This window comes from Oligoflexia bacterium (assembly GCA_035326705.1).
Lineage (GTDB): Bacteria > Bdellovibrionota_G > JALEGL01 > JALEGL01 > JALEGL01 > JALEGL01.
Map to the genome: position 1 here is coordinate 375,653 of DAOLES010000001.1, position 21,991 is coordinate 397,643.

A 21,991-nucleotide genomic window follows, 5' to 3' on the forward strand; every position below is an offset into this window, starting at 1 on the left:
CAGCTATAAACATGATAATTGCAATAACTCTGGAAATATCGTGGTACCGAGGGGGGGAATCGAACCCCCACATTGTCACCAATACTGGATTTTGAATCCAGCGCGTCTACCAGTTCCGCCACCTCGGCAAGTGAAGAATGCCAAGCTATACCTATTTTTTAATACGATGGCCAGAAATAATTGGATTGTTATAAAATTGAATAAAATCAATGCTGTTGAGCCATATTGACGCACTGGCAGAAAAGTCTTCATATTAAATATTTGAATATGTTAATAGCTGTTAACTCTAAAACAAATGGAGAAACTATGCTTATTAAAACAATAAAATTACTATCATTAACATCAATGTTATTTTTTACTATGGCCTTTGCTCAAACGCCATTGCAAACTCTTGAGGCTCTAGATATCAACCCAAATTTGACTATCATTGAAAACGGGGTAGAAAAAGAAATAAATATTATAACTGAAATTGAAAAAGAACTGATTATACTTTCTCAGCAGCCTAAATATGTTAAAAGTGACTTATTTAAACGTTTTGAGAAAATGAACACTCTCCTTTCTCATGCCCTTATTTCACAAGGCACTAACATTGACCTTTGTTCTGAAGATGGCTTAAGAGAAAAAATACTTGCTACTGGAGATGCCATACGATTTGATAAAAACTTAGCGAGTTTTAAAGGAAAACTCTCAAAGTTTGGAACAAATGCACGCCACGTTATTGATCCTTATATCAATTACGCAATATACCTTGGTTTAATAGGAAAATACTTTAAAGCATACGTCGGAAAATTAGGATACAACTTATCGAATAAGCTTAGAATTCCAAAGTTTACAGTGGATTTAAAAAACCCTATTGTATCTCCTTCAGAAAATCTAGCGTTCGTTGAACCTTATTATGATAATTTATATTATCTACTCGATACAGTTTTTGAAGTAGACCCGTTTTTTATACCTGACCTGGTAGCTCAGATTTAATTTTGATTTATTGTCAAACGGCATATTGCCGCACTTCACTTTTTCACTTTACCCTAGAACTAAAAATGAGTAGTTCTAGGGCAAACATAAAAACCATTTAGGAGGAAACACATGTTTAAAAAATTAGTATTAAGTTTAATTTTGGCGGGCGCAACACTCAGTTTTGCTCAAAGCTTGTCACAAGCTAAAGCTGAAATACAGCGTCAAATCAATGATAAAGGTCTAAATAATATTGTTGAAGAAACCGTAAGCTTCTTATCCAATTCCCAATTTTTTACTTTTGAAGATGGTGAGTTCACTTCAAAAGTTTATTATACAGACCAATTAACAGCATCGCAAAAACAACAAATTGAAGAAAAATATGCTGCTTTTGAAGAAGCTGTATTCAACGAAATGACAGCAGATGAACAACAGTTAATAAGAGATTATGTTGCTTCTAAAGGTTCTGATGGTTTTTATGATGATAGCATTATATTTAACCATATCAATAACAATTTAAAACCCTATTACTTGCCTATCTTAAAGGATATCGGTGAATTAGACTGGTCATGGAGCCATATTTATAGCTTAACGCCTTGTTATCCATATGATGGCAGCAAATCTTACGTGGATGACGGTGAAAACTATTGTGACCTTTACAATAAAAAACCTGATGCTAAAAGCAGTACTCTACAAATAGCTTACAGTATGGCTCAAGTTGGTATCTTTGCCTTTGTCATGGAATGTAAAAATTATCCAGATGTAAAAATAACAGATGGAGTCTATGTTAAATTCTTAAATAAGCTTAGAAATACCAGTTTAATGACATTAACAGATTCTTCTATGGCAAGATTTTTAAACTTCGACGACAAATCAACAAGCTCTCTTGAACTCATCAAAAATTGTGATCGAATGAATGACTTGATTGATAGCATATTATAAGAAGTCTCTGTTCTTTGATCTTACTAAAGATAAAAAAAGCCATAACATATATTGTTGTGGCTTTTTTAGCTTTAGATGCTCTGTATTAAAACTTAATATCGATTACATCCACCGTCACTATTTCTTAAGTAGCATAAAAAATACTCTGCCTCCTAAAACATAATAGTATCAAGAACGCTATTAAGGCCCTTGAATCTCAACATCTAAGGAGCCTCTGCCTTTTCTGACAATGATATTATCTCTAGAATCTGGCATTTGACTTAATAATATGAAGACTCTGGAAATACTGCTGCCTTGTGGATTAACAAACTGTTCTGTTTTAATACCCGTTACATTGCCGCCAGCACTTTGAGAAACTTGTAGCTTATTCAAGGAAACATCTTTTATTTCAACCACGGCTTGATTTGGACGTCTCAAAAACCGCTTAATTGCAACTTTACCGCCTTCGTGATTAATGCTGACTCGACCACTTCCATCAACTGATATATTAGTAATTGATGGCAGGTTTGCTAAAGCAGCTCCAGTATCAATGTTAGGTTGTTGTGCAGCTGGCTCATTGGCTGCAAAAGCATCATCAATAGAGGCTGCTTCATCTGTAAAACCTGGTTCATTGCCAAAACCACCATCAGATAAAGCCAAATCATCGGGTTGAACATCTCCACTTGGGCTATCCTCAAAACCCAAATCCTCTTCTGTACCACCAAATCCTAGATCATCTCCAGTATCTGCTGGCGGAGCATCGTCAAAACCTAGCTCAGAAATTAAATCGTCTGGCTCTGGTGCCGGAGCAGGTGCTGGCGCCGCTTTTCTTTTTGGCGCTGGTGCTGGTCTTTGACTTTGTCTGACAACAGGTTTTGGAGGATCTTGCGCAATAGGCTCTTCTATTGGAGCTTGTTCATCAAGGTTTTGCGCCAAACCTGATTCTCCAGGCTTATTAAACCTAATCATCAACATATTTCCTGCAACTTCTGCATTGTGTTCAAAGGGCTCGGTCAATGTCACTTTCACTTTTGAACCTGAACCAGCTTCTTCAGCTTCAATAAGCTCTATCATAGGATGCGGCAAAGGAATCATTTTTCTCTCTAAATTCAGTGGTGTCTGAGGAAACTCTACAAGCAAAGTGCGTTCATCCAGCGCCTTGGCCATATAGTTCATACCTTCTCCACCCACGATTTCTAAGAAAACGCCTGCATCGGTTTGCGATACATTCAAACTTTGAATACTGTTTTCTGACGTTTGTTTTTCTTCAATGCCTGCTTCTTGTTTCTTACCTTTTTCACCGGGCAAGAAAATAGAAAACAGCGCAAAAAATAGAACAACCAAAATAACTATTCCCGAACCAATTTTTAGTAGTGACTTCATTGTTTTTTATGTAACCTTTCTTAGAGATGATTAAACATTTTAGTTTTGCATACCCTTACTTATTAATTTTACACATATTTTTTATCTTTACGAGTTTTTACCGCATCCAGGCACAAAATATTTTAGATAAAAATCTTCTACTTTTGCCTTCATTTAAGGAAACCATCAGCAAAAAAAACTTTACCCACCTTAATACTCAAGAACAACAGGCTTTGTACGTATTTAAAGCTCAATCAGCTTTTGAACAAAAAAATCATGCTACGGCTTTGCAATGGACAGAAAAAATATCCAATAAAGGTTTTTTTGCTCCTATCAAACCCTACCTAAAGTTTAAAATATATCTACAGCACTGCCAAGAACTTTTAAATAGCCCTGTATTAACTCAAAAAACCCTTAAATCCTTCAATAAGTCGCATAATAGCGCCTTGCAATACATTAAATATCTTAATTTGGCCTTACTACCTGGCCTAAAACAAGACATACACAATGATCTTAAACAATTGATGTTTCATAACTATCTGCATTACTTCACGCAAAAAGATAAGCTCAGTATTGAACACCCATATCTGCTCAGCAACCTAGATCTTAATCAAGAACAACAAAAAACCATAGAAAAGCTTATACAAGCTCAACCCAATAAAAAACATCGCGCTCATGCACAGAAACTTTTGCAAAAAGACAACTTCACACAAAAACCCATTAACATAACTGAAAAAGTTTCATCAAAAGAAGACGATGCCTCAATAATTTACTTCAATCAAATTGCCCCTGGATCAAACAAAAAAAATATTGAGCACCATTTAAAACTCTTAAGCTTGTATCCAAACAGTCAAGGTGCTCAAAAATCATTAAATGCAATTCTTACTGCTTGTAAACAAAATGCTAAAAGCACTTTTTTAACACTGTACTACAGTAAACAAACGCCTTTACCCTTTGAGTTATTTTATAAAACAGGACACATTTTATGGAACCAAACATTATATTCTTATGCACAAATGGCTTTTGAAAAAGCCCTCATGCTGAATGCTTTCCATAAAGATGCGCATAAAGCCAGCTTTTATATGGCAAGAATTAATGAAGACCAATTAAAATGGGATCAAGCTAAACAGGCATATATGCAGTTTGTTGCAACTTATCCTTCTTCTGACTTGTACAAACGATCTATCTTTAAACTTGGCTTAATCAGTTATATTTTAAACCAAGAAGAAAAATCTCGTAGATATCTCAATACTTTTTATAGTTTGGCAGACTCGGCCAATGAAAAAGGACAAGCTCTGTATTGGCAATTAAAACTAGCACAAAAGTTTAATCAAAAAAACCGTGTTGATTCACTTAAACAAGCTTTACAAAAAGAAGCTCCACTGTCTTTTTATGCTGCAAAAGAAAAGCTTTGGCCAGATTTATTCCAAAGTTCAAATTATTCAGACAGTATTTCTCCCCAATCAAAACTTTATTCAGCTTATATTTGGACCTTGGCCGGATTTAAACATTTAGCGATTTGGGAACTGGAAAAACTATCTTCATTAGACTATTTAGATAAAGAGTTTATTAATTATCTCAACCTTTGGCATGCCAACCAAGATCATACTACACCTGTTATTTTAGCTTATAGAGCAATTCACAGTAAATCTAGTCCTAGTCCCATAGATAAAAGATTGATTTCTAGTGTTTTTCCCAAACAATACAGTCAACAAATAACAAGCACAGCTAAAAATTTAAACTTATCCAATGAGCTTGTTTTGGCCATTATAAAACAAGAAAGTGCTTTTAATCCAAAAGCAAAAAGTCCTGCTGGGGCTTATGGTTTAATGCAACTCATGCCAAACACTGCAAAACAATTTTTTAAATTGATTGAGCAAGAAAAATCTTTTGATGAAAAGTTTTTATATGAACCTGAAACCAACATAAAACTAGGCAAATTATACCTTCAAAAATTAATTCAAGACTATGATGACAACTTGATCTACATCGCGTCAAATTATAATGCGGGCGCAAACCCTTTAAAAACTTGGCGTAGCCGCTGGAATAGCTTGGATGAAGATCTATTTATTGAAATGATCCCTTACAAAGAAACCCGCAACTACGTTAAGCTTGTTTTACGCAACTATTATTTTTATCATTTCTTAAACCATAAAAACATTGACAAATAAAAATATATCAATCGCAAACCTATATTTTTAGCCTTCTTGCAAAACATTTTTATTGACGTACATATTAGTTAACGGTAACAAAGACTATAGTTATTATTAACCTAACTTTTCAAGGAGAAAAGAATGACAAAAGCTGAATTAGTTGAAAAAGTAACAAAAGAAGTTAAGCATAGAGAGCTTTCAAAAGCTGCTATCAATGAAGTATCTGACGCTATTTTTACAGTGCTTTCAAAAGGCATTAAAAAAGATAAAAGATTTACTTACCCAGGTTTTGGTACTTTTACAGTTAGATCAAGAAAAGCTAGAAAAGGTAGAAACCCTCAAACAGGTGAAGCTATCAGCATTCCTGCTAGCAAAACTGTAGGTTTTAAACCTTCACCAGACTTTAAAACTTCTTTATAAGTTAGTTTTAAGATATTCTTTAAAAAGGCTTTGTAGTGATTTACAAAGCCTTTTTAGCATAAAGACAAAAGCATAAACTTATTCAGCTTCAAATGTTATTTTTACAATAATTTTTAGACTCTACCAAATTAATTTATTTCATCAATACGATCTATAGCTTTTCTAACCCTTTTTGTATTTTTAAATGTTGCAACGTGAAACATTGCATCCCCTCGATTAACAAGCGGCAAATCACTGATACCAATAATAATTCCAGACTCATCTATTTTAATTTCAAACTCATTCTCACCAAAAGTATCTGAAACAATAGCTAAAGTTTCTCCTGGTGATACGGTATCTCCTAACTTTTTCATGGCTCTAAAAGAGCCGCTTCGTCCGGCTCTAACCCAAAAGCTACCTTTAGCAATGAATGCATCTTTGTTTTTTTTAGTTAATATTGTTTTTTTAAGTTTTGGAAGCATTCCAATTGCTCTCATCACTGAAATACAACCTTTTAAACCTACTTTAATTACATCTTCTTCAAATCTTAAGGCTTGGCCGCCTTCAAAAAGCAACATACAGATATTCTTTTTTCTTGCTGCATCTCTTAAAGATCCATCTCTAAGGTTTGAGTTTATAACCACTGGAGCTTTAAATAACAAAGCCAGCTTTTTGGTTTCTTCATGATCAAGGCAAGCTCTAATCTGTGGTAAGTTTGATCGGTGTACACTACCCGTGTGAAAATCAATACCATGCGTACATTTTTCTACAACCTGCTTCATAAAAACATAGGCTAACCTTTTAGCCAATGAGCCTTTTTTTGAACCGGGGAAACTTCTATTTAAATCTCTTCTATCAGGCAAATAACGTGATTTTAAGTTAAAACCAAATACATTGACCACAGGGACAACAATTAAGGTGCCTTTAATTTTTTTGTTTTTCAAAAAATGTAAAAGTCTTTTTATAATCTCTACTCCATTGATTTCATCGCCATGAATAGCTGCTGAAACAAACATAACAGGGCCTTCTTTATCTCCACGGATCACTTCAATTGGAATACTTAAATTTGTGTAATCATACAATGCTCCAACATCAAGAAAAACTTTTCGTCGTTCACCCTTATTAATTTTTATTTTTCCAAACTTCATCATTTATTGATCTGACTGAAATACCTTTGCTTCTCGTGGTAATCGTTTTAGTTTAGGTCTGCGACGATTTCTTTCTTTTTCTGGAATCATGGCCTTCATTTCTTTTAGCTTTCCAAAACATAGCAGTCTATCTTCTGCTTCCAGTACCCGATCTGCTCTAGGATTTGGAATAACTTTTTTCCCTCTATAGAGTGTTAATACATTTATATCTCTTTCTCTTAAACCTGTTTCTTGAATTGTTTTACCCAAATATTCAGAGCCTTTGGGCATATATAGTTCAGCCACACCATAACCACTACTGACTGTCAGCCTTTGTCTAATATCAATTTCAGGAAAATCAACCTGAGCAGCAATGTAATCAATGATTGAGCCAGCAACATCTAAGCCTGTACACACTTCTATGCCTTCTAAGCCAGGAGAAGAGTTGATTTCCATAATCTGCGGGCCATTTTTACTTTCTAGCATATCCACCCCTGCTACTCTTAAACCCATAATTTGAGCGGCTCTAACCGCTGTTTTTTTATACTCATCATCTAACTCTATTTTTTCTGTTTTTCCGCCTCTATGCACATTACTTCTAAATTCTTGGCCTTGTGCCACTCTACGCATAGATGCAACCACCTGATCCCCCACAACAATCGCTCTTATGTCTTTTCCTCTACTTTCTTTAACAAATTTTTGAATTAAAATGTTTTGTTTTTGGCTTTGTAAAAGTTCTATAATAGAGGCTGCAACCTCAACTTTATCAGCTAGAAGAACCCCAATTCCTTGCGTTCCTTCAATAAGTTTAATAATAACGGGAGCTCCACCAACTCTATCAATTGCCGGTAAAACATCATTTTTTTGTTTAACAAAATTGGTTTTTGGAATACCAATATTGTGCCGACTTAAAATTTGAAAGCTTTTAAGTTTATCTCGTGAGTTTAAAATACTATCTGCGGTATTAGCACAAAAAACATTCATTTGTTGAAACTGCCTAACCACAGCCGTACCAAAATAGGTCATAGATGCACCCACTCTTGGTAAAACAGCATCATAATCCGCAAGACGTTTTAGTTTATAGAATAATTCAGGAGCACCCATTTCTAGGTCAATGGCAAGTTTATTGGTATCTAAGACCTTAACTTTATGGCCTCTACCTAAGGCAGCTTGTTTAAGTCTTTGCGTACTGTATAACTTAGCGTTTCTAGATAAAATTGCTAGCTTCATAACTTCATGTTTCTTTCATCATCAAAAAAGATTTTGACACATCAATTAAAAATTTTTTAGATATACTTGTTCTTCCTAATAATATTCTAAAACCCATTTCATCTCTATTGCTTAATGATAAATCAACCAACCAAAGCTTTTCATTTATTTTGATATAGGTTTGAATAATTGGGCGTTTTTCAGTTATACCATTTGAACTTTTTATTTTTCTATACTCTAGAATTTTTTCTTCACATAAAACTTTTTCTTTAGAGGAATCTTGCTGAGGATAAATATAAAACTGGGCATACTCTTCATTGTTCTTTTTTAATACTTTTAGTTTATGCGCATGTAAACTTGACGTTCTTGCTCCAGAATCAATTTTGGCTTTAATTTTTCTGACCTTTAAGTCTGGTAAGGCTATCCATTCTCTCCAACCAATAATACTTAAATTACTTTTTTTCATATTGATTCTAAAAATATTCTGATAATTTTTTGTTCTAAAAAATTAGCTTCTCCCTCTGGACAAGCTATTCTTACTGTAAATTTCACTTTTTCCACTTCAGAAAGATCAATTGCAATTTTAGGTTCTGTAGAGGGCTTATAAATTCCTTTTTCTTTAGCTAAAGCTGCAATTGCTTTTTTTGCCTTTGCCTCAAACACTTCATATTCAGTTAAACATGCCTTTAACAAATTTTTTTCATGTATTTTCCATTTCTCATCAAGTTTTAATACAATTTGAAATGAATGAAAAATATACTCGCTGCCCAAACTTTCGTTTTTAACAACTTGGGTTAAAAGTTGACTATTGGGAATAAAAATTTTTTTCCCAGAGAGATGATGAACGGTATCGCCTGGACCAATCTCCATCAAGGTTGTTCCTAAAAGACTTTGTCTTATCACCACACCTCTAATTGTCCCAATTTGAATTCTATCACCAAAGGTAAAAGCCTGGTTAGATGATTTTAAGATGCTACCCAGAACACAAAGCAATAGTTCTTTGGTAGCCAAAACCAATGCTGCCGCAAATGCCGCTATAGAGACAGCAAAACCTTTAATTGAAGCTCCCCAAATGATAAAAATCCCAAAAAATAAAATGGTCGATAAAACTCTTTTTAAAGTGTTTTTATACTTTAATCGCATTTCTATACTTGGAATGTTCCAATTGTTGATTACCTTTTTACCCATAAACTTTAAAAGAATGGTTAAAACAATCACTCCTAAAGTGACCAATAATTTCAGATAAAACTCATCTTGTAAGACTTCTAACATGGATACCTTATAAACTATTTTCATTGACAAATCCCAATATATTTTCTTTACCAAATGGTTAATTTTGCATAGGGATATACTTTATGAATGCCTTTGTAAATTCTGTTTTTGAATCTGACTATATAGAAAAGTTTATCGCTATTTGGAATTTTCCCTTGGTTACTTTTTCTGGAAGAAGTATCTCTGTAAGCAATATTGTTATCGCAGTTTTTGTTCTTATTACTGGCTTAATTTTTTCCAAATTGATCAGTAAAATTTTAGAACGCCATTTTTTTAAAAAGTTTAGGCTAGATATTGCAACCTCTGCAACGGTTAGAGTGATAAGCAATTATATTTTTATTGTTTTATTTTCACTTTTGGCGCTGCATTTTGCAAATATACCGCTTACCATATTTACTTTTCTTGGTGGTGCCATTGCTTTAGGAGTTGGTTTTGGAAGTCAAAGCATTATTAACAATTTTATCAGTGGCCTTATTGTCCTCTTTGAACGCCCCGTTAAAGTTGGTGATTTTATTGAAATAGACAGTACTTTGGGTTTAGTAGAGCATATAGGCTCACGCAGCACTCGACTGCTTAAACCAGATAATACGCATGCAATTATGCCCAACAGTTGGTTGCTTGAAAAAAAAGTATTGAACTGGAATTATAGAGATAGAAAAGTGAGAACCTCTGTGTTGGTGGGGGTTGCTTATGGCAGTAATGTTGAGAATGTTTTTAAACAGTTGAACTTTGCTTGTGAACAAAACTCCCAAATTCTTAAAAAACCCGTTCCAACCGTATTGTTTGAGTCTTTTGGTGATAACGCCTTATTATTTGAAGTGATTTTTTGGGTTGAGGTGGATAACCTACTACAAAGACGGCAGATTGAAAGCAGCTTGAGGTTTGAAATCAATCAATTGTTTACAAAACATAAAATCACCATAGCTTTCCCACAAAGAGATGTTCATCTAGATGCCTCAAAACCTTTGCCTATACAAATGATCCAAATTTCAGAACAAACAAAACCATAATATTTCCGGTTTTTGTGACTAAAGCTTATTGTTTTTTGTGAATCCAAAAAGAATGGTCGGGACGACTGCCATGCCACCGCAGGTGGCTCAAACAATGGTGAACCTTGGTTCAAATCCAGCAATACTCTATAGATCTACTTATAAATATGAATTTTTTGCTAAACTTAAGAGATAGAATGGTCGGGACGACTGGGCGAAATTGCCCTTTTTCTAAGATATTAAAATCATTGCTAAATTCAACAATAACAATAACTTAATCACACTTTGATAACATCGTATTACATCGCAAATCATCTCTTGTCATGATTCTTCTTTCCCATTTCTTTCCCTTAGTCTAATGCAAACAGTTGGAAATGAATGTAGAATCATCGCTAAAATATGGCTATATCAAGACAAGATATTTTAACGTAATTGTAATTACAATTCCCAACTATCGTTAGCTTTATTTATAAATAACTATCTTCCAAAACTATGGCTTAAAATAAATTTTACATTATCTGAATTTTCCCAGATAAAATTATGCCCTCCGATTAAAAGTCTATAACTAGTCTGATCTAAAGTAGAAGTAAGGGGTTTACTATAGGGATCTGATACTCCCATATAAATATCAATACCTTCAAAATCATTATTTAAATAGTTGCTGCTCTGTTTATTTAAAACAATATTCTCCAATGACCCATTATAAGATTCCCAACGATGAAGTCTAGCACCTTCTACAATATTATCGGGAAGATATTTTGGAATGAAAGGTCTAAGCATATAAAAAGAAAGTGGCCCTAGCGCTTCATGTATATGACAGACTAAAGGTGCCCAAAATCTATCTAACGCCATAACAGATTCAATCATATTTCGCTTTTTCAGAATCTTCTTTAAAACATCTCTATCTTTTATTTCGAGAGGTGCTAGCAAAACTAACTTTTTAAATCGTTCAGGATATCTATGCTTAAGCTCAAGTGCGATTAACGTACCTAAAGAATGTGCGACGATAGTAAATTCTCCTGGATCAAGGGAAGAAAGAATCGCATTAATATGATCATCCATCGAATATTCAACATCTGGCCATGGAGACTGTCCAAAACCTAGTAAATCTAGCGCTACGGTGTGGTACCTACTTTTATCCAAAGAATTTTTGAGCGGCACCCAATAGGCGTGAGTTCCAGATAGTCCATGTAAAAACAGAACTTTTTTCCCGTTTCCTGAGGAAGTTTTGAACAGTGGTCTATAGGCATTTTTATTGTGAACAAAATTTCTAATTTTAGGTGCGCTATAGAAAAAGACTATAACTGCAAGTGCTAACAACAGTGAAGTATATTTGACACTATTTTTCATTTGGTTGCTTTTCCAGCCTTGTTCCCAATAGATATTTTCGTTTTAACAATTTTCAGGTCATGCTTTTTTTATGAATTTCTTTTTCTAAGCTTGATTTCGCCCACAAAAGAAGATTAAATCCCCATGACATAGCAGCTACGAAGGTTCCTTTTATTGCAAAATCTGAAATAAATTGTCTTCTTGAGTATTTGTATTTCATCATTAAGTTCCTTATTTTTTTGTTCTAAATATTTTAACTGACTTTTACATTAATGATCATCCATATTGCCATACTCACCATCATAATATTCTCAGTTAGAGAAATGAACCCTAAAGGTACATTGCTATTTCCTCCCACACAAGCGCATTTCAAATCTCGTTTTTGAATATAAACGGCATAAAAAACTGATATGCCTCCAATCAAACCTATAAACATTGCTACTGGAGCTGAAATAAATGTTAATTGTTTTCCAGCCATTAAAATACCTGATCCAGCTTCAGCAAAAGGATAAATATATGCATAAGGAACCCACCGCTTAGCCAACAAGTCATAGCCAAGAAATTGATTTGTAAAAGACTCCAGATCTCTTAATTTTAAAATTGCCAGCACACACATGCTCAAAGCAATAAATAACTCCAAAGATCGTACTAGCTGAAACTTACCTGAGCTGAAATATACCAAAGAAATTGCTAAAAGAGATGTAACAGAAAATACAGCGATAATAGGCTTATAGGTTTTTTTATTAGCAGTTTCATTTTTAGCTTTGCCAAAATATTTTAGAAGGTCTGTATAGCCACCAATCCTCTCACCATTTATAAAAGCTTGTGGTGTTGTCTCAACACTATGTTTATCTTTAAATCGATCTGTTTCCTCTCGAGTTTTTAAGTGATGATCCTCAACCGTATATCCATTTTTCTCAAGCAAATATTTAGCTTTTATGCCAAATGGACAAATATGTTTTTCCATCACCATACGGTAAAGCTGTGCAGTTTTTTCCATTATAAATCTCCTTTAAATTGTGGAATGGGCCTGTTGTTTGCCTCTACTTGATTTTTTGCAATACCATTTTTCTTTATATCCTGAATTAACCACTTCATCTCTTTGATTTCTCTACGCTGTGCTTCTATAATTTGATTTGCTAATTTTTTCACTCTAAGGTCTTCAATACCAGCACGTTCACTGGTTAGTACAGCAATTGAATGGTGAGGAATCATTGCTTTCATCCATGACTTATCTTCAATCGTTGCTTGGGAGCGAACCAAAAAAAATCCAGCGATAAAAAACGTAAACGAAACCAGTAAAATAGTAATATTCTTGCTTTTATTTTCGTACATATGAAGCATAAATAAAAGCATAATAATTGCCATTGCAGCTCCCATATAGATGGTCATGTATAATCGGGTTTCGCTAAAGAACACATGATCTATTGAATATGTATTTAAATACATAAGTACTAACATGACCAATGTAGATGTAAAAATCATGCTAAAAAATCGTGTATAAGAATTCATTTTCTTCTCCTTTTAATAGTTTTTAGGTTTAAAATATCTTAACATTTTATCTCTCTAGCTTTTTTAAAAAGACTACAGTTCTATTAATTGATAGTTCAGCTAGATGGGTATTAAATAATATAATCAAATATCTAGCCGAACTAACCTAAGTTATATTCAATCTATTTTTTAAAAAATATACTCTCCATCTTAAATTTTAAGACTTTCTTACTCCACAGCTTTTCATTTCTGGTGCATATGGGTTTTTGGTTTTATTGTTGTCTTTAACTGTGTTTTGTATCCAATCCTTCTTCACCATTGGACAGTGATATCTGCTATATGTTTCACTTGGACGATATTGATCTAAAACTTCTATCAATTGAATATTAAAAAGATGATACTTTTCGTTAAATATTTCCCTTGAACTTTCTTCACTCAAACCTTCAAAGCTTTGAGTGGCTACTGAAAGTTTTTTTTGAAGTTCACTATTTTTTATTTCTTTAACGTATGATGTAATAGAAACAATATGTTTTTTTATCGCATCTTGATCATAGTTAAAGTATGCTGCATGTAAGTCTTCATTTATTTTTAAAAGGCCATTCAGCTCTTCAGGAATATTTTCTGAATTAACTTTTTTTTGTTCTATATTTTTATTAGACATTTTTTTTTCATGTTTGTGCCCTTCTTGAACAGGCTGGTTATTATCACAAGCTGATACTAAAATTGCCAAAACAATTACGCTTAATTTTTTTTTCATTTTACTTTCCTTTTTTTATTTTTATTATTTTTTTACTTTCTTCAATCCACTGATGAATTGTAGACTTTTCTTTTGCTGTTACTCCAGACCACCAGTGCACTAGCTTATAACGAAATGGTGGCATGGAATCCTCTTTTAAAACTCTTTCAATAGCATCAAGGTCATCAACAGGTGCTCCATGTCCTTTAAAAGGAAAACCCTTGCTCATATCCATATGCTTCTTAGCTTCTTTAATATCATTGTTGATTAGTTTTTTTGGGCCAGGAATTTGGGCATACCATGGCTTTGAGTTAGAACTACCATGACAATCTAGACATTTTTTTTTGAAAATTTTGTATACTTTTTTCTGATATAAAGCGTTTATTTTATCAAGCTGTTTTTTTGTTGGTTCATTAGAAATGATTTCAAAACCATTTTGATCTACCTTTAAAGATTTTTTATTATTAAAATTTAAAGTTTCTTTGTTTTTATGAAGAGCTGGCTCATGCGCATTTACCCACTCACATAGTAAAACAAAACCTATTGCAATCACTGCTAATCTCAGTTTCATTTCAATAACTTCCTTTCTTGTATGCTGCTGAATAAAACTGGAACCAATAGAGTTGTGATTACAGCAACTAACATTCCTCCTACAGAAGGTATCGCCATAGGAAGCATAATATCGGAACCTCTACCTGAACTCGTTAACACTGGAACTAAAGCTAACACTGTGGTAGCCGTCGTCATCATACATGGGCGTATTCTTTTCTTTGCTCCAATCACAACTGCTTTTTGAATTTCATTTATAGACTGTGGCTTAGACTTTTCAAAACTTTGCTTAAGGTATGTCGCCATCATTACGCCGTCATCAGATGCAATTCCAAATAAAGCTAAAAACCCAACCCAAACAGCCACACTAAGGTTGATTGGACCCATTTGAAAAAGATTATGAAGGTTGACTCCAAAGAATCCAAAATTCATAAACCAGTTCTGCCCATAAAGCCATATCAATATGAAACCGCCTGACCATGCTAGCAAAATCCCGGAAAACACAATAAGTGTTGTCGATACCGCCTTAAACTGAAAATAAAGAATAAGAAAAATAATAAATAATGCCAGTGGCAACACCACACGTAGCTTCTTTTCAGAACGCAATTGGTTTTCATAGTTTCCTGCAAAATCAAATGAAATACCAGAAGGCACAGTCAAAGCACCACTTTTAATCTGTTGGTTTAAAAATGCTGAAGCTTCTTCAACGACGTCAACCTCGGCTTTTTGTGGTTTTTTATCAAATAGCACGTATCCCGTAAGAAATGTGTCTTCGCTCTTAATTACTTGTGGCCCTCGAACGTATTGAATCTCTGATAATTGAATCAATGGGATTTGCGTACCATCAGAAGCCGGAACCAAAATATCCTCAAGAGACTCAATATCATCTCGAAGTTCTCTTTGATAACGGACTCGTACCGGATAACGCTCTCGCCCTTCCACTGTTGTTGTAACTTGACGACCACCAATAGCGATTTCAATAATATCCTGAACTTTTCTTATTGAAATTCCGTAACGAGCTATAGCATCTCGATCAATTTTAATTTCTAAATATGGTTTTCCTACAATTCTATCTGCAATGACTGAATCAGCTTCAATGGAAGGAACTTCCTTTAAAAGTTGTTCAATTTGTAAACCAAAAGACTCAATGGTTTTTAAATCTGGTCCTTTAATCTTTAACCCCATCGGAGCTCGCATTCCACTTTGCAACATAATGATACGTGCTGCAATAGGTTGAAGTTTAGGCGCAGATGTCGTTCCAGGCATCTGGGCTACTTTTGTCAACTCCTTCCAAATATCATCAGCATGCTTAATATGTTTTCGCCAATTTCTATATGGCTTACCTCTTCTGTCTGGAATTAATTCACCCTTGAATGAACGAACAAAATCATCTTTTTTTCGATCATATTTAAAGCGTAATCTTTTCCCGTTTTTATCTACTTTATATTCAGGTTTGTAATTCACTACAATTTCAAACATTGAAATTGGAGCTGGATCAAGAGGGGTATCTGCACGCCCTAATTTTCCAACTGCTGTTTCGACTTCGGGTATAGACCCCATAGCAAGATCTAATTTTTGAAGCACATCTAATGCTTCACCAATAGAAGCATGTGGCATAGTGGTAGGCATATATAAATAAGAGCCTTCGTCTAATGGAGGCATAAACTCTTTACCTAAATTTGCCCATACCCATCCACCAAACACGAAAATTATACCAGGAATCAAAAGAAACTTTTTTTTATTCGTCAAAGCCCATACCAAAATACCTTCATAACGTTTTTGAAAATAATAAAAACTACCGAGAACTAAGGTTGTAACTAAAGCCACAAAGAGTAAATTAGGTAAAAATCCTTTTTGATTGCCTAAAGGAAGCCAATTTTTGGTAAGTATAAAGCCTACCAATAGAACAGCCATCGCAATTAAGGGCTCTTTAATTTTATTCATGATTGTAACTGGTAAGCGCTCTTTGAAACCAAGGTAAAGTGAAAAAAGAATAAGAAGAGCGCCAATCCATACATGATAAAGAGCAGTATAAAGAATTCCACCAAGCAAAAGACCTAAAGCTATAAAACGATGTTGCACTTTTTCTAATTTTGGTTTTTTTATACGAAATAAAATGTCTGCTATGGCTGGAAGAATAAAAAGAGCGACAACAAGAGATGCAATTAAAGCAAATGTTTTGGTAAATGCTAAGGGTTTAAAAAGTTTACCTTCAGCACCTTCCATCGCAAATACTGGAAGAAAACTTACCACTGTTGTTGCTACAGCAGTCATTACGGCACTTGCAACCTCTCTAGTTGCTTCAAAAATTACAGCGGTTTGAGACTCTTCAGGCTTTTTATCTTTTAAATGTTTAAGAATATTTTCACTCAGTACAATACCCATATCAACCATGGTTCCGATCGCAATTGCAATACCAGAAAGAGCTACAACATTTGCATCTACTCCGAATTGTTTCATAGCGATAAAACACATCAAAACCGAAAGAGGCAGCAATCCAGAAATAAGAAAAGAGCTTCTAAAATGAAGGACTGTGAGAAGAATCACAATTATAGTCACTAAAATTTCTTCGGCCAATGCTTTATTTAAGGTTCCTAAGGTTTCATAAATAAGTCCTGATCGATCATAAAATGGAACAATAGAAAGTTGAGAGTGCGTTCCATCATTTAATATTTTACTGGGTAGACCGGGTGTAATTTTTTTAATTTGCTCTTTGACGCGTTTTATTGTGGCCAACGGGTTTTCTCCATAACGAGCCACAACCACACCGCCGACAGCTTCTGCCCCGCCTTTGTCTAAAGCTCCTCTACGTAAAGCTGGACCAAAACTAACATGGGCAATATCTCGTACATAAACAGGAGAATTATTTCGAACGGTGACAACCGTACGTTCAACATCTTTAAGGTTTTTGATAAAACCCAAACCACGAATAACATATTCAGCGCTGTTGACTTCGATCGTGCGGGCACCCACATCCACATTTGAATTTCGAATCGCATGATACACATGATCCAAAGTAACTTTATTCGCGCGCATAGCATCAGGATCGACATCAATTTGATACTCTTTGATAAAACCACCTACAGAAGCAACTTCTGAAACACCTTCAACTGCTTGAAGTGCATAACGAACATACCAATCTTGTTGGGTTCTCAGTTCATCTAAATCCCATCCTCCAGTTGGTTTACCCTCTTTATCTCTTCCTTCTAGTGTGTACCAAAAAACTTGCCCCAAAGCGGTGGCATCTGGTCCCAAGCTTGGCTTCACCCCTTCAGGAAGTGTATCCGCAGGAAGACTAGAAAGTTTTTCAAGAATCCTCGAACGAGACCAGTAAAAATCAACGTCTTCTTTAAAAATAATATAGATACTAGAGAATCCAAAAAACGAGTTGCTCCTAATGGTTTTGACTCCAGGAATGCCTAAAAGTGAAACAGTTAAAGGATACGTAATTTGATCATCTACATCTTGTGGCGATCTCCCCATCCACTTGGTAAATACAATTTGTTGGTTTTCACCAATATCTGGAATGGCATCAACTGGGACAGGGTTACGAGGAAGCCCTGGTATGTCCCAATCAAATGGAGCCACCATAGCTCCCCAAGTTAAGAAGAAAGCCACAAGCAAAAACACCACGAGTTTATTTTCTAAGAAAAATCCAATCGTTTTGTTTAACATAGCGTCATTTTGATTTGAGTTATTCATTTTATGATCCTCATTTTAATGATTGTGCTCACTTGGAGTCTTTCCACCGTCAGGATTCATCATGCTTGGTTTGGCCTGAATTTGAAGTGAACTGTCGATCTTAAAGTTTCCTTTAGTCACAACTTCTTCGCCTTCACTCAGTCCATGTTTAACAATGTAATAATCTCCTGCTCGACTTCCAAGATGAATTTCTCTTCCCTCAAATGTCGGACGATCAGCATTAGGAACACGAACATATACAATGGCTCTTTCTCCAGTTAGAAGAGGAGCAGAAACTGGAATCACCAAAGGCAAATCTTCTTGTTTTGGATCAGATATATAACCCAAAGTTTCTATGGGAACGAGTGCCATCCCACATACATCACATTTTCCTGGTCCATCTTTGATAATTTCTGGATGCATAGGAGAAATCCACTTTCCTTTCATCGATGCATCAGCAACAGGCCCCACGCTTGCTATGTTCGATTTTATAGATGCACGCACAAACATGCCTGGTTTTAGTTTACCTTCCTCATTACTCACATTAACTCTAAGTTTAACTGTTCGCGTTTTTGGGTTTAATACAGGGTCAACAAAAGACACTTGTCCATGAAATTTTTCTCCAGGGTGTGCAGCAGTAGAAAATTCAACGTATTGACCATATCGCACCCAACGTAAATCTGATTCATAGGCTTCTATCTCAACCCATAGTTTAGAAAGGTCAGCGATGGTGTAAATTCGATCTCCCGTTTTTACATAAGCACCTTCAGAAACATGTTTTTTAATAACAATACCAGCCGTTGGTGACGTAATAGTTGTATGATCTGTAGCTTTTTTTTGTTTAGCTATGCGTTCAACTTGTCTTCTCGTTAAACCCCATAATCTTAATCGTTCTTTTGTAGCCGTTATTGTTTCAATTGAAGCTTGATTCTTGATGGCTTGAATCATTTCTTCCTGAGCTGAAATGAGCTCTGGGCTATACAAATAAACCATATGATCACCACGCTTTACATTGACTCCAGTATAGTCAACAAACATTCGATCAATTCTTCCACCAACTCTAGCTGTTACAAACTCTACTTTAGTTTCATCGTAATTTATGGTTCCATTTAGATTGATTTTAGCTTCTGCGATTTTACGTTCCACTTTTGTTGTTGAAATTTCTGCCAATTTTTGAGCTGCTTCAGACATTTCAAAAACCGTATCTTTAGAATGTTCACTCATATTGTTCTCAATGGGAATAAGATCCATACCGCAAAGTGGGCATTGCCCAGGTTTATCCTTTTGAATCTGTGGGTGCATGGAACATGTCCAAGTTGCTATCTTTCTTTCAGCCATACTTTCTGAGTGCTTGTGCCCTTGATGTGATGTAGAATTTTCTTTCATATCCATTGAATGTTGAGACTTTGGCGAAAATAACAAAGCACCCAATATGCCACCAATAAGAAGACTAATCAAAGCTACTTTACGCGGATCATTTTCTAAAAAGGACTTTAGTGAAATTTTTTGAAATAAATGTAATGGATTTTTCATTACTTGTTCTCCTTTAACAATATAGATGTTGAAACTGGCTTTGATTTATTTTTTAAGGACTGATCTCCAATCAACATATCAATTGAAGCCTCTGCTTTACTTGCACGAGTTAGAGCTTCTTCGCTGGCAAGTTGAAATTCAAGAAGCAAGCGTTCCGAATCTATTAAATCACTAAACGAAGCTTTGCCCGCCTCATACCCTCTTTTTGTAGCCTCAAAAGACTGCCTTCCTTTTGGAACTAAGTTATTTCGATAAAGTTCAACTTTTCGAACCCCCTCTGAATACTCATAAATGGCTTGAGACAAATCAGCAGTGAGTTGATTTAACTTTTCCTTTTGTGTATTGCGGGCTGATATTTCTTTTGATTTTGCCTCTTTGGTCTGATTAGTGTACTTACCACGCCAAAGGGGAAAGCCCATTGAAACCATCACCGCCATAGCATCTTTTCCACTATCAGTAACAGCATTCGCCGCTTCTCCTGTCATAATATAGTCAAACCCGAGACTAAAATTAGGGAGCCCATCTTTCTTAGCTAATTTAATTTTCTTTTGTTCTTTCTGTGTCACTTTATCCAACGCTTTGAGTTGTGGATTAGATATTTCCATAAGTTCTCGCATTTTGTTCATATCAATGTACCTTTGAGGCAATGGAATAGCATTAGGCCATTCTAAAATCGTATGACCTGAGTCATTCAAGGCAGAATTAAATCGTGCAATCAAAGGTTTTTTTAAATCTTTTATGCTTACCAATTGGTCTTTCACTTTCTCTAACTCTACTTGTGAACGAATCACATCAGAAAACTGGCCAATACCAGATTGATACCTCGACCGAGTAACACGCTCAAGATTAGCAAGGAGGTCCATGTTTTGATGCAATATTTTGATTGAACGTTCAAGAAAGTAAGCATCGTAAAAAATATCCTTCACATTTCGTATCAGTTCAAGTCGCTTTGCTTCAAATTGATAAAGCAAAAACTGAGCATCATCTTGTGCAACCTTAGATTGAAGAGATAATGTGCCAAACCAAGGAAAAGACTGAGAGACTCCAAATTTATGTTCTTGAGGCCCTACCCGGGTTTCAACCGATTGAATAAAGTTTGCATACGATAGTTTGGGATCAGGAAGTGCACCAACGTATTTAGATTTATAGTTCTGCGCTTTATAAGACTCGAATATTGCCTTAAGACCGGCATTGTTAGCAATGGCCGTATCGATATATTCCTGTAATTGCTCACTTTGAACACTTACTTTAACTGTATGATTTATTTCTTCTTGAGTATTTTCTGCATGGGCAAAGCCTACATAAAAAACTATAATTAACATTAAAGACATACCAAGTATGCTTTCATGAAATACATATTTCATAATTACTACCTTTAAAAAATATAACTGCAAAACCCAAACTTTTACGCATGGGAACAACTTTAAATATTAGAATAAAGGATAGTCAGATCAAGAAGGTTTGATTTTGAATATAGATCGGCCTAGGATTTGGCCTTAGATAGAATTCTTTTGTAAAAGCATTTGGAGGAAGAGCCAAAACAAAAGAAGGTGTTATAAGCTGTGAACTTATAAATGGGATAAGCGCAAGATCAACCACTCTTTGAGTTATTCTCTTTACAACATCTTTAGATTCTACAACTAGATCTATTGCGCATATGTGGCCTTCATCACCACAGCAATTCTTTTTTTTAGAATTTGATGCATCAGAATTAGCCGCTTGATCATGACAATGGCTAGAGGGATGTTTGTTCTCTTTTTTTTCTGCCGTCCCAAGGTCTTTAACTGAGCACAAGCAAAGATGTGGTGATACAAAAAACAGAGCTATAAATAAGCTCATAATCTTCAAGTATGTTGATCCGTATTTCATCTAAGTGTTTTTACGAAAAAGTTCCGTAAGCTCCTTAATTTTTTCTTCTCTAGCTTTCTTATTTTTAGCACTAAATGCTTTAAGAACGCAATGTTCTAAATGTTTTTCTAAAATAGAGGCCTCAAGTGATTTGATTGCCGCTTTTACTGCACGCGTTTGCATAAGTATTTCTGGACAATACCTTTGCTCCTCTATCATTTTACGAATGCCGCCAAGTTGCCCTTCGATTCGATTTAGGCGAATCACATCCTTTGTATGATCTGGATGACAAGTCTCATTAACTTGTTTGATTTTTTTCTGTACATTACCAGGCATCGTATTTTTAATTATATACCCCCTACAGGTATATTGTCAATTCAATTTTATGCATTTACTAATTATATAGTTACAATTTTATTTTGACCTCAACAGCGGCTG

General features: G+C 34.8%; 21 protein-coding genes and 1 tRNA gene. 5 read left to right on the forward strand and 17 right to left on the reverse strand.

The window, feature by feature from the left end; translation table 11 throughout:
* Positions 1-41: 41 nt before the first annotated feature.
* Positions 42-128, reverse strand: a tRNA-Leu gene (locus PKC21_01750).
* A gap of 178 nt (positions 129-306) precedes the next feature.
* Between PKC21_01750 and PKC21_01755 the strand changes: the two genes are divergently transcribed.
* Positions 307-975: a hypothetical protein gene (locus PKC21_01755; protein HMR24055.1), complete on the forward strand. Its 669-nt coding sequence runs from the start codon at positions 307-309 to the stop codon at positions 973-975.
* A 111-nt stretch (positions 976-1,086) separates the two neighbouring features.
* The gene (locus PKC21_01760; GenBank protein ID HMR24056.1) at positions 1,087-1,896 is read left to right on the forward strand and encodes a hypothetical protein; all 810 of its coding nucleotides are present in this window, start codon (positions 1,087-1,089) and stop codon (positions 1,894-1,896) included.
* Between the two features lie 180 nt (positions 1,897-2,076).
* Here PKC21_01760 and PKC21_01765 read toward each other — a convergent pair whose 3' ends face one another.
* On the reverse strand, positions 2,077-3,258 hold the full coding sequence (locus tag PKC21_01765) for a hypothetical protein (protein HMR24057.1): 1,182 nt from the start codon (positions 3,256-3,258) through the stop codon (positions 2,077-2,079).
* 26 nt (positions 3,259-3,284) lie between these two features.
* On the opposite strand from PKC21_01765, the gene PKC21_01770 reads away from it, so the two are divergent.
* Both PKC21_01770 and PKC21_01775 read left to right on the forward strand, forming a co-directional pair.
* Positions 3,285-5,408, forward strand: a complete 2,124-nt coding sequence (locus tag PKC21_01770) for a transglycosylase SLT domain-containing protein (protein ID HMR24058.1) — start codon at positions 3,285-3,287, stop codon at positions 5,406-5,408.
* A 123-nt stretch (positions 5,409-5,531) separates the two neighbouring features.
* Complete coding sequence (locus tag PKC21_01775; GenBank protein HMR24059.1) at positions 5,532-5,810, forward strand: HU family DNA-binding protein; 279 nt, start codon at positions 5,532-5,534, stop codon at positions 5,808-5,810.
* A 128-nt stretch (positions 5,811-5,938) separates the two neighbouring features.
* Here the strand turns inward: PKC21_01775 and PKC21_01780 are convergent, their stop codons facing one another.
* Genes PKC21_01780 through PKC21_01795 form a run of 4 tightly spaced genes read right to left on the reverse strand, consistent with a single transcriptional unit; the run spans position 5,939 to position 9,421 of the window.
* The gene (locus PKC21_01780) at positions 5,939-6,940 is read right to left on the reverse strand and encodes a succinylglutamate desuccinylase/aspartoacylase family protein (protein ID HMR24060.1); all 1,002 of its coding nucleotides are present in this window, start codon (positions 6,938-6,940) and stop codon (positions 5,939-5,941) included.
* The gene (locus PKC21_01785; GenBank protein HMR24061.1) at positions 6,941-8,146 is read right to left on the reverse strand and encodes a RimK family alpha-L-glutamate ligase; all 1,206 of its coding nucleotides are present in this window, start codon (positions 8,144-8,146) and stop codon (positions 6,941-6,943) included.
* Between the two features lie 4 nt (positions 8,147-8,150).
* Complete coding sequence (locus tag PKC21_01790) at positions 8,151-8,591, reverse strand: RimK/LysX family protein (protein ID HMR24062.1); 441 nt, start codon at positions 8,589-8,591, stop codon at positions 8,151-8,153.
* Positions 8,588-9,421: a mechanosensitive ion channel family protein gene (locus PKC21_01795; GenBank protein HMR24063.1), complete on the reverse strand. Its 834-nt coding sequence runs from the start codon at positions 9,419-9,421 to the stop codon at positions 8,588-8,590. The genes PKC21_01790 and PKC21_01795 overlap by 4 nt, the downstream gene beginning before the upstream one ends.
* Before the next feature lie 59 nt (positions 9,422-9,480).
* Between PKC21_01795 and PKC21_01800 the strand changes: the two genes are divergently transcribed.
* Positions 9,481-10,407, forward strand: coding sequence for a mechanosensitive ion channel (locus PKC21_01800; GenBank protein HMR24064.1), 927 nt, complete (start codon positions 9,481-9,483; stop codon positions 10,405-10,407).
* Between the two features lie 456 nt (positions 10,408-10,863).
* Here the strand turns inward: PKC21_01800 and PKC21_01805 are convergent, their stop codons facing one another.
* The 11 genes from PKC21_01805 to PKC21_01855 form a co-directional block, all read right to left on the reverse strand.
* Positions 10,864-11,736: an alpha/beta hydrolase gene (locus tag PKC21_01805; GenBank protein HMR24065.1), complete on the reverse strand. Its 873-nt coding sequence runs from the start codon at positions 11,734-11,736 to the stop codon at positions 10,864-10,866.
* Between the two features lie 52 nt (positions 11,737-11,788).
* Entirely contained in the window at positions 11,789-11,938 is a 150-nt protein-coding gene (locus PKC21_01810; protein ID HMR24066.1) for a hypothetical protein, read from the reverse strand.
* Positions 11,939-11,968: 30 nt separating this feature from the next.
* A complete protein-coding gene (locus tag PKC21_01815) occupies positions 11,969-12,715 on the reverse strand; it encodes a glutaredoxin family protein (GenBank protein ID HMR24067.1) in 747 nt (248 codons plus the stop codon).
* Positions 12,715-13,227 (reverse strand): DUF305 domain-containing protein, encoded by a 513-nt coding sequence (locus PKC21_01820; protein ID HMR24068.1) that lies wholly within the window; start codon positions 13,225-13,227, stop codon positions 12,715-12,717. Before PKC21_01820 ends, PKC21_01815 begins: the two co-directional genes overlap by 1 nt.
* A gap of 196 nt (positions 13,228-13,423) precedes the next feature.
* Complete coding sequence (locus PKC21_01825) at positions 13,424-13,963, reverse strand: hypothetical protein (GenBank protein ID HMR24069.1); 540 nt, start codon at positions 13,961-13,963, stop codon at positions 13,424-13,426.
* Between the two features lies 1 nt (position 13,964).
* Entirely contained in the window at positions 13,965-14,513 is a 549-nt protein-coding gene (locus tag PKC21_01830) for a heme-binding domain-containing protein (GenBank protein ID HMR24070.1), read from the reverse strand.
* Positions 14,510-18,193 (reverse strand): efflux RND transporter permease subunit, encoded by a 3,684-nt coding sequence (locus PKC21_01835; GenBank protein HMR24071.1) that lies wholly within the window; start codon positions 18,191-18,193, stop codon positions 14,510-14,512. Before PKC21_01835 ends, PKC21_01830 begins: the two co-directional genes overlap by 4 nt.
* Positions 18,194-18,208: 15 nt before the next feature.
* Positions 18,209-19,705, reverse strand: a complete 1,497-nt coding sequence (locus PKC21_01840; protein HMR24072.1) for an efflux RND transporter periplasmic adaptor subunit — start codon at positions 19,703-19,705, stop codon at positions 18,209-18,211.
* The gene (locus tag PKC21_01845) at positions 19,705-21,069 is read right to left on the reverse strand and encodes a TolC family protein (protein ID HMR24073.1); all 1,365 of its coding nucleotides are present in this window, start codon (positions 21,067-21,069) and stop codon (positions 19,705-19,707) included. The genes PKC21_01840 and PKC21_01845 overlap by 1 nt, the downstream gene beginning before the upstream one ends.
* A gap of 82 nt (positions 21,070-21,151) precedes the next feature.
* The gene (locus tag PKC21_01850) at positions 21,152-21,544 is read right to left on the reverse strand and encodes a hypothetical protein (GenBank protein HMR24074.1); all 393 of its coding nucleotides are present in this window, start codon (positions 21,542-21,544) and stop codon (positions 21,152-21,154) included.
* 30 nt (positions 21,545-21,574) lie between these two features.
* Entirely contained in the window at positions 21,575-21,889 is a 315-nt protein-coding gene (locus PKC21_01855; GenBank protein HMR24075.1) for a metal-sensitive transcriptional regulator, read from the reverse strand.
* Positions 21,890-21,991: the final 102 nt, after the last annotated feature.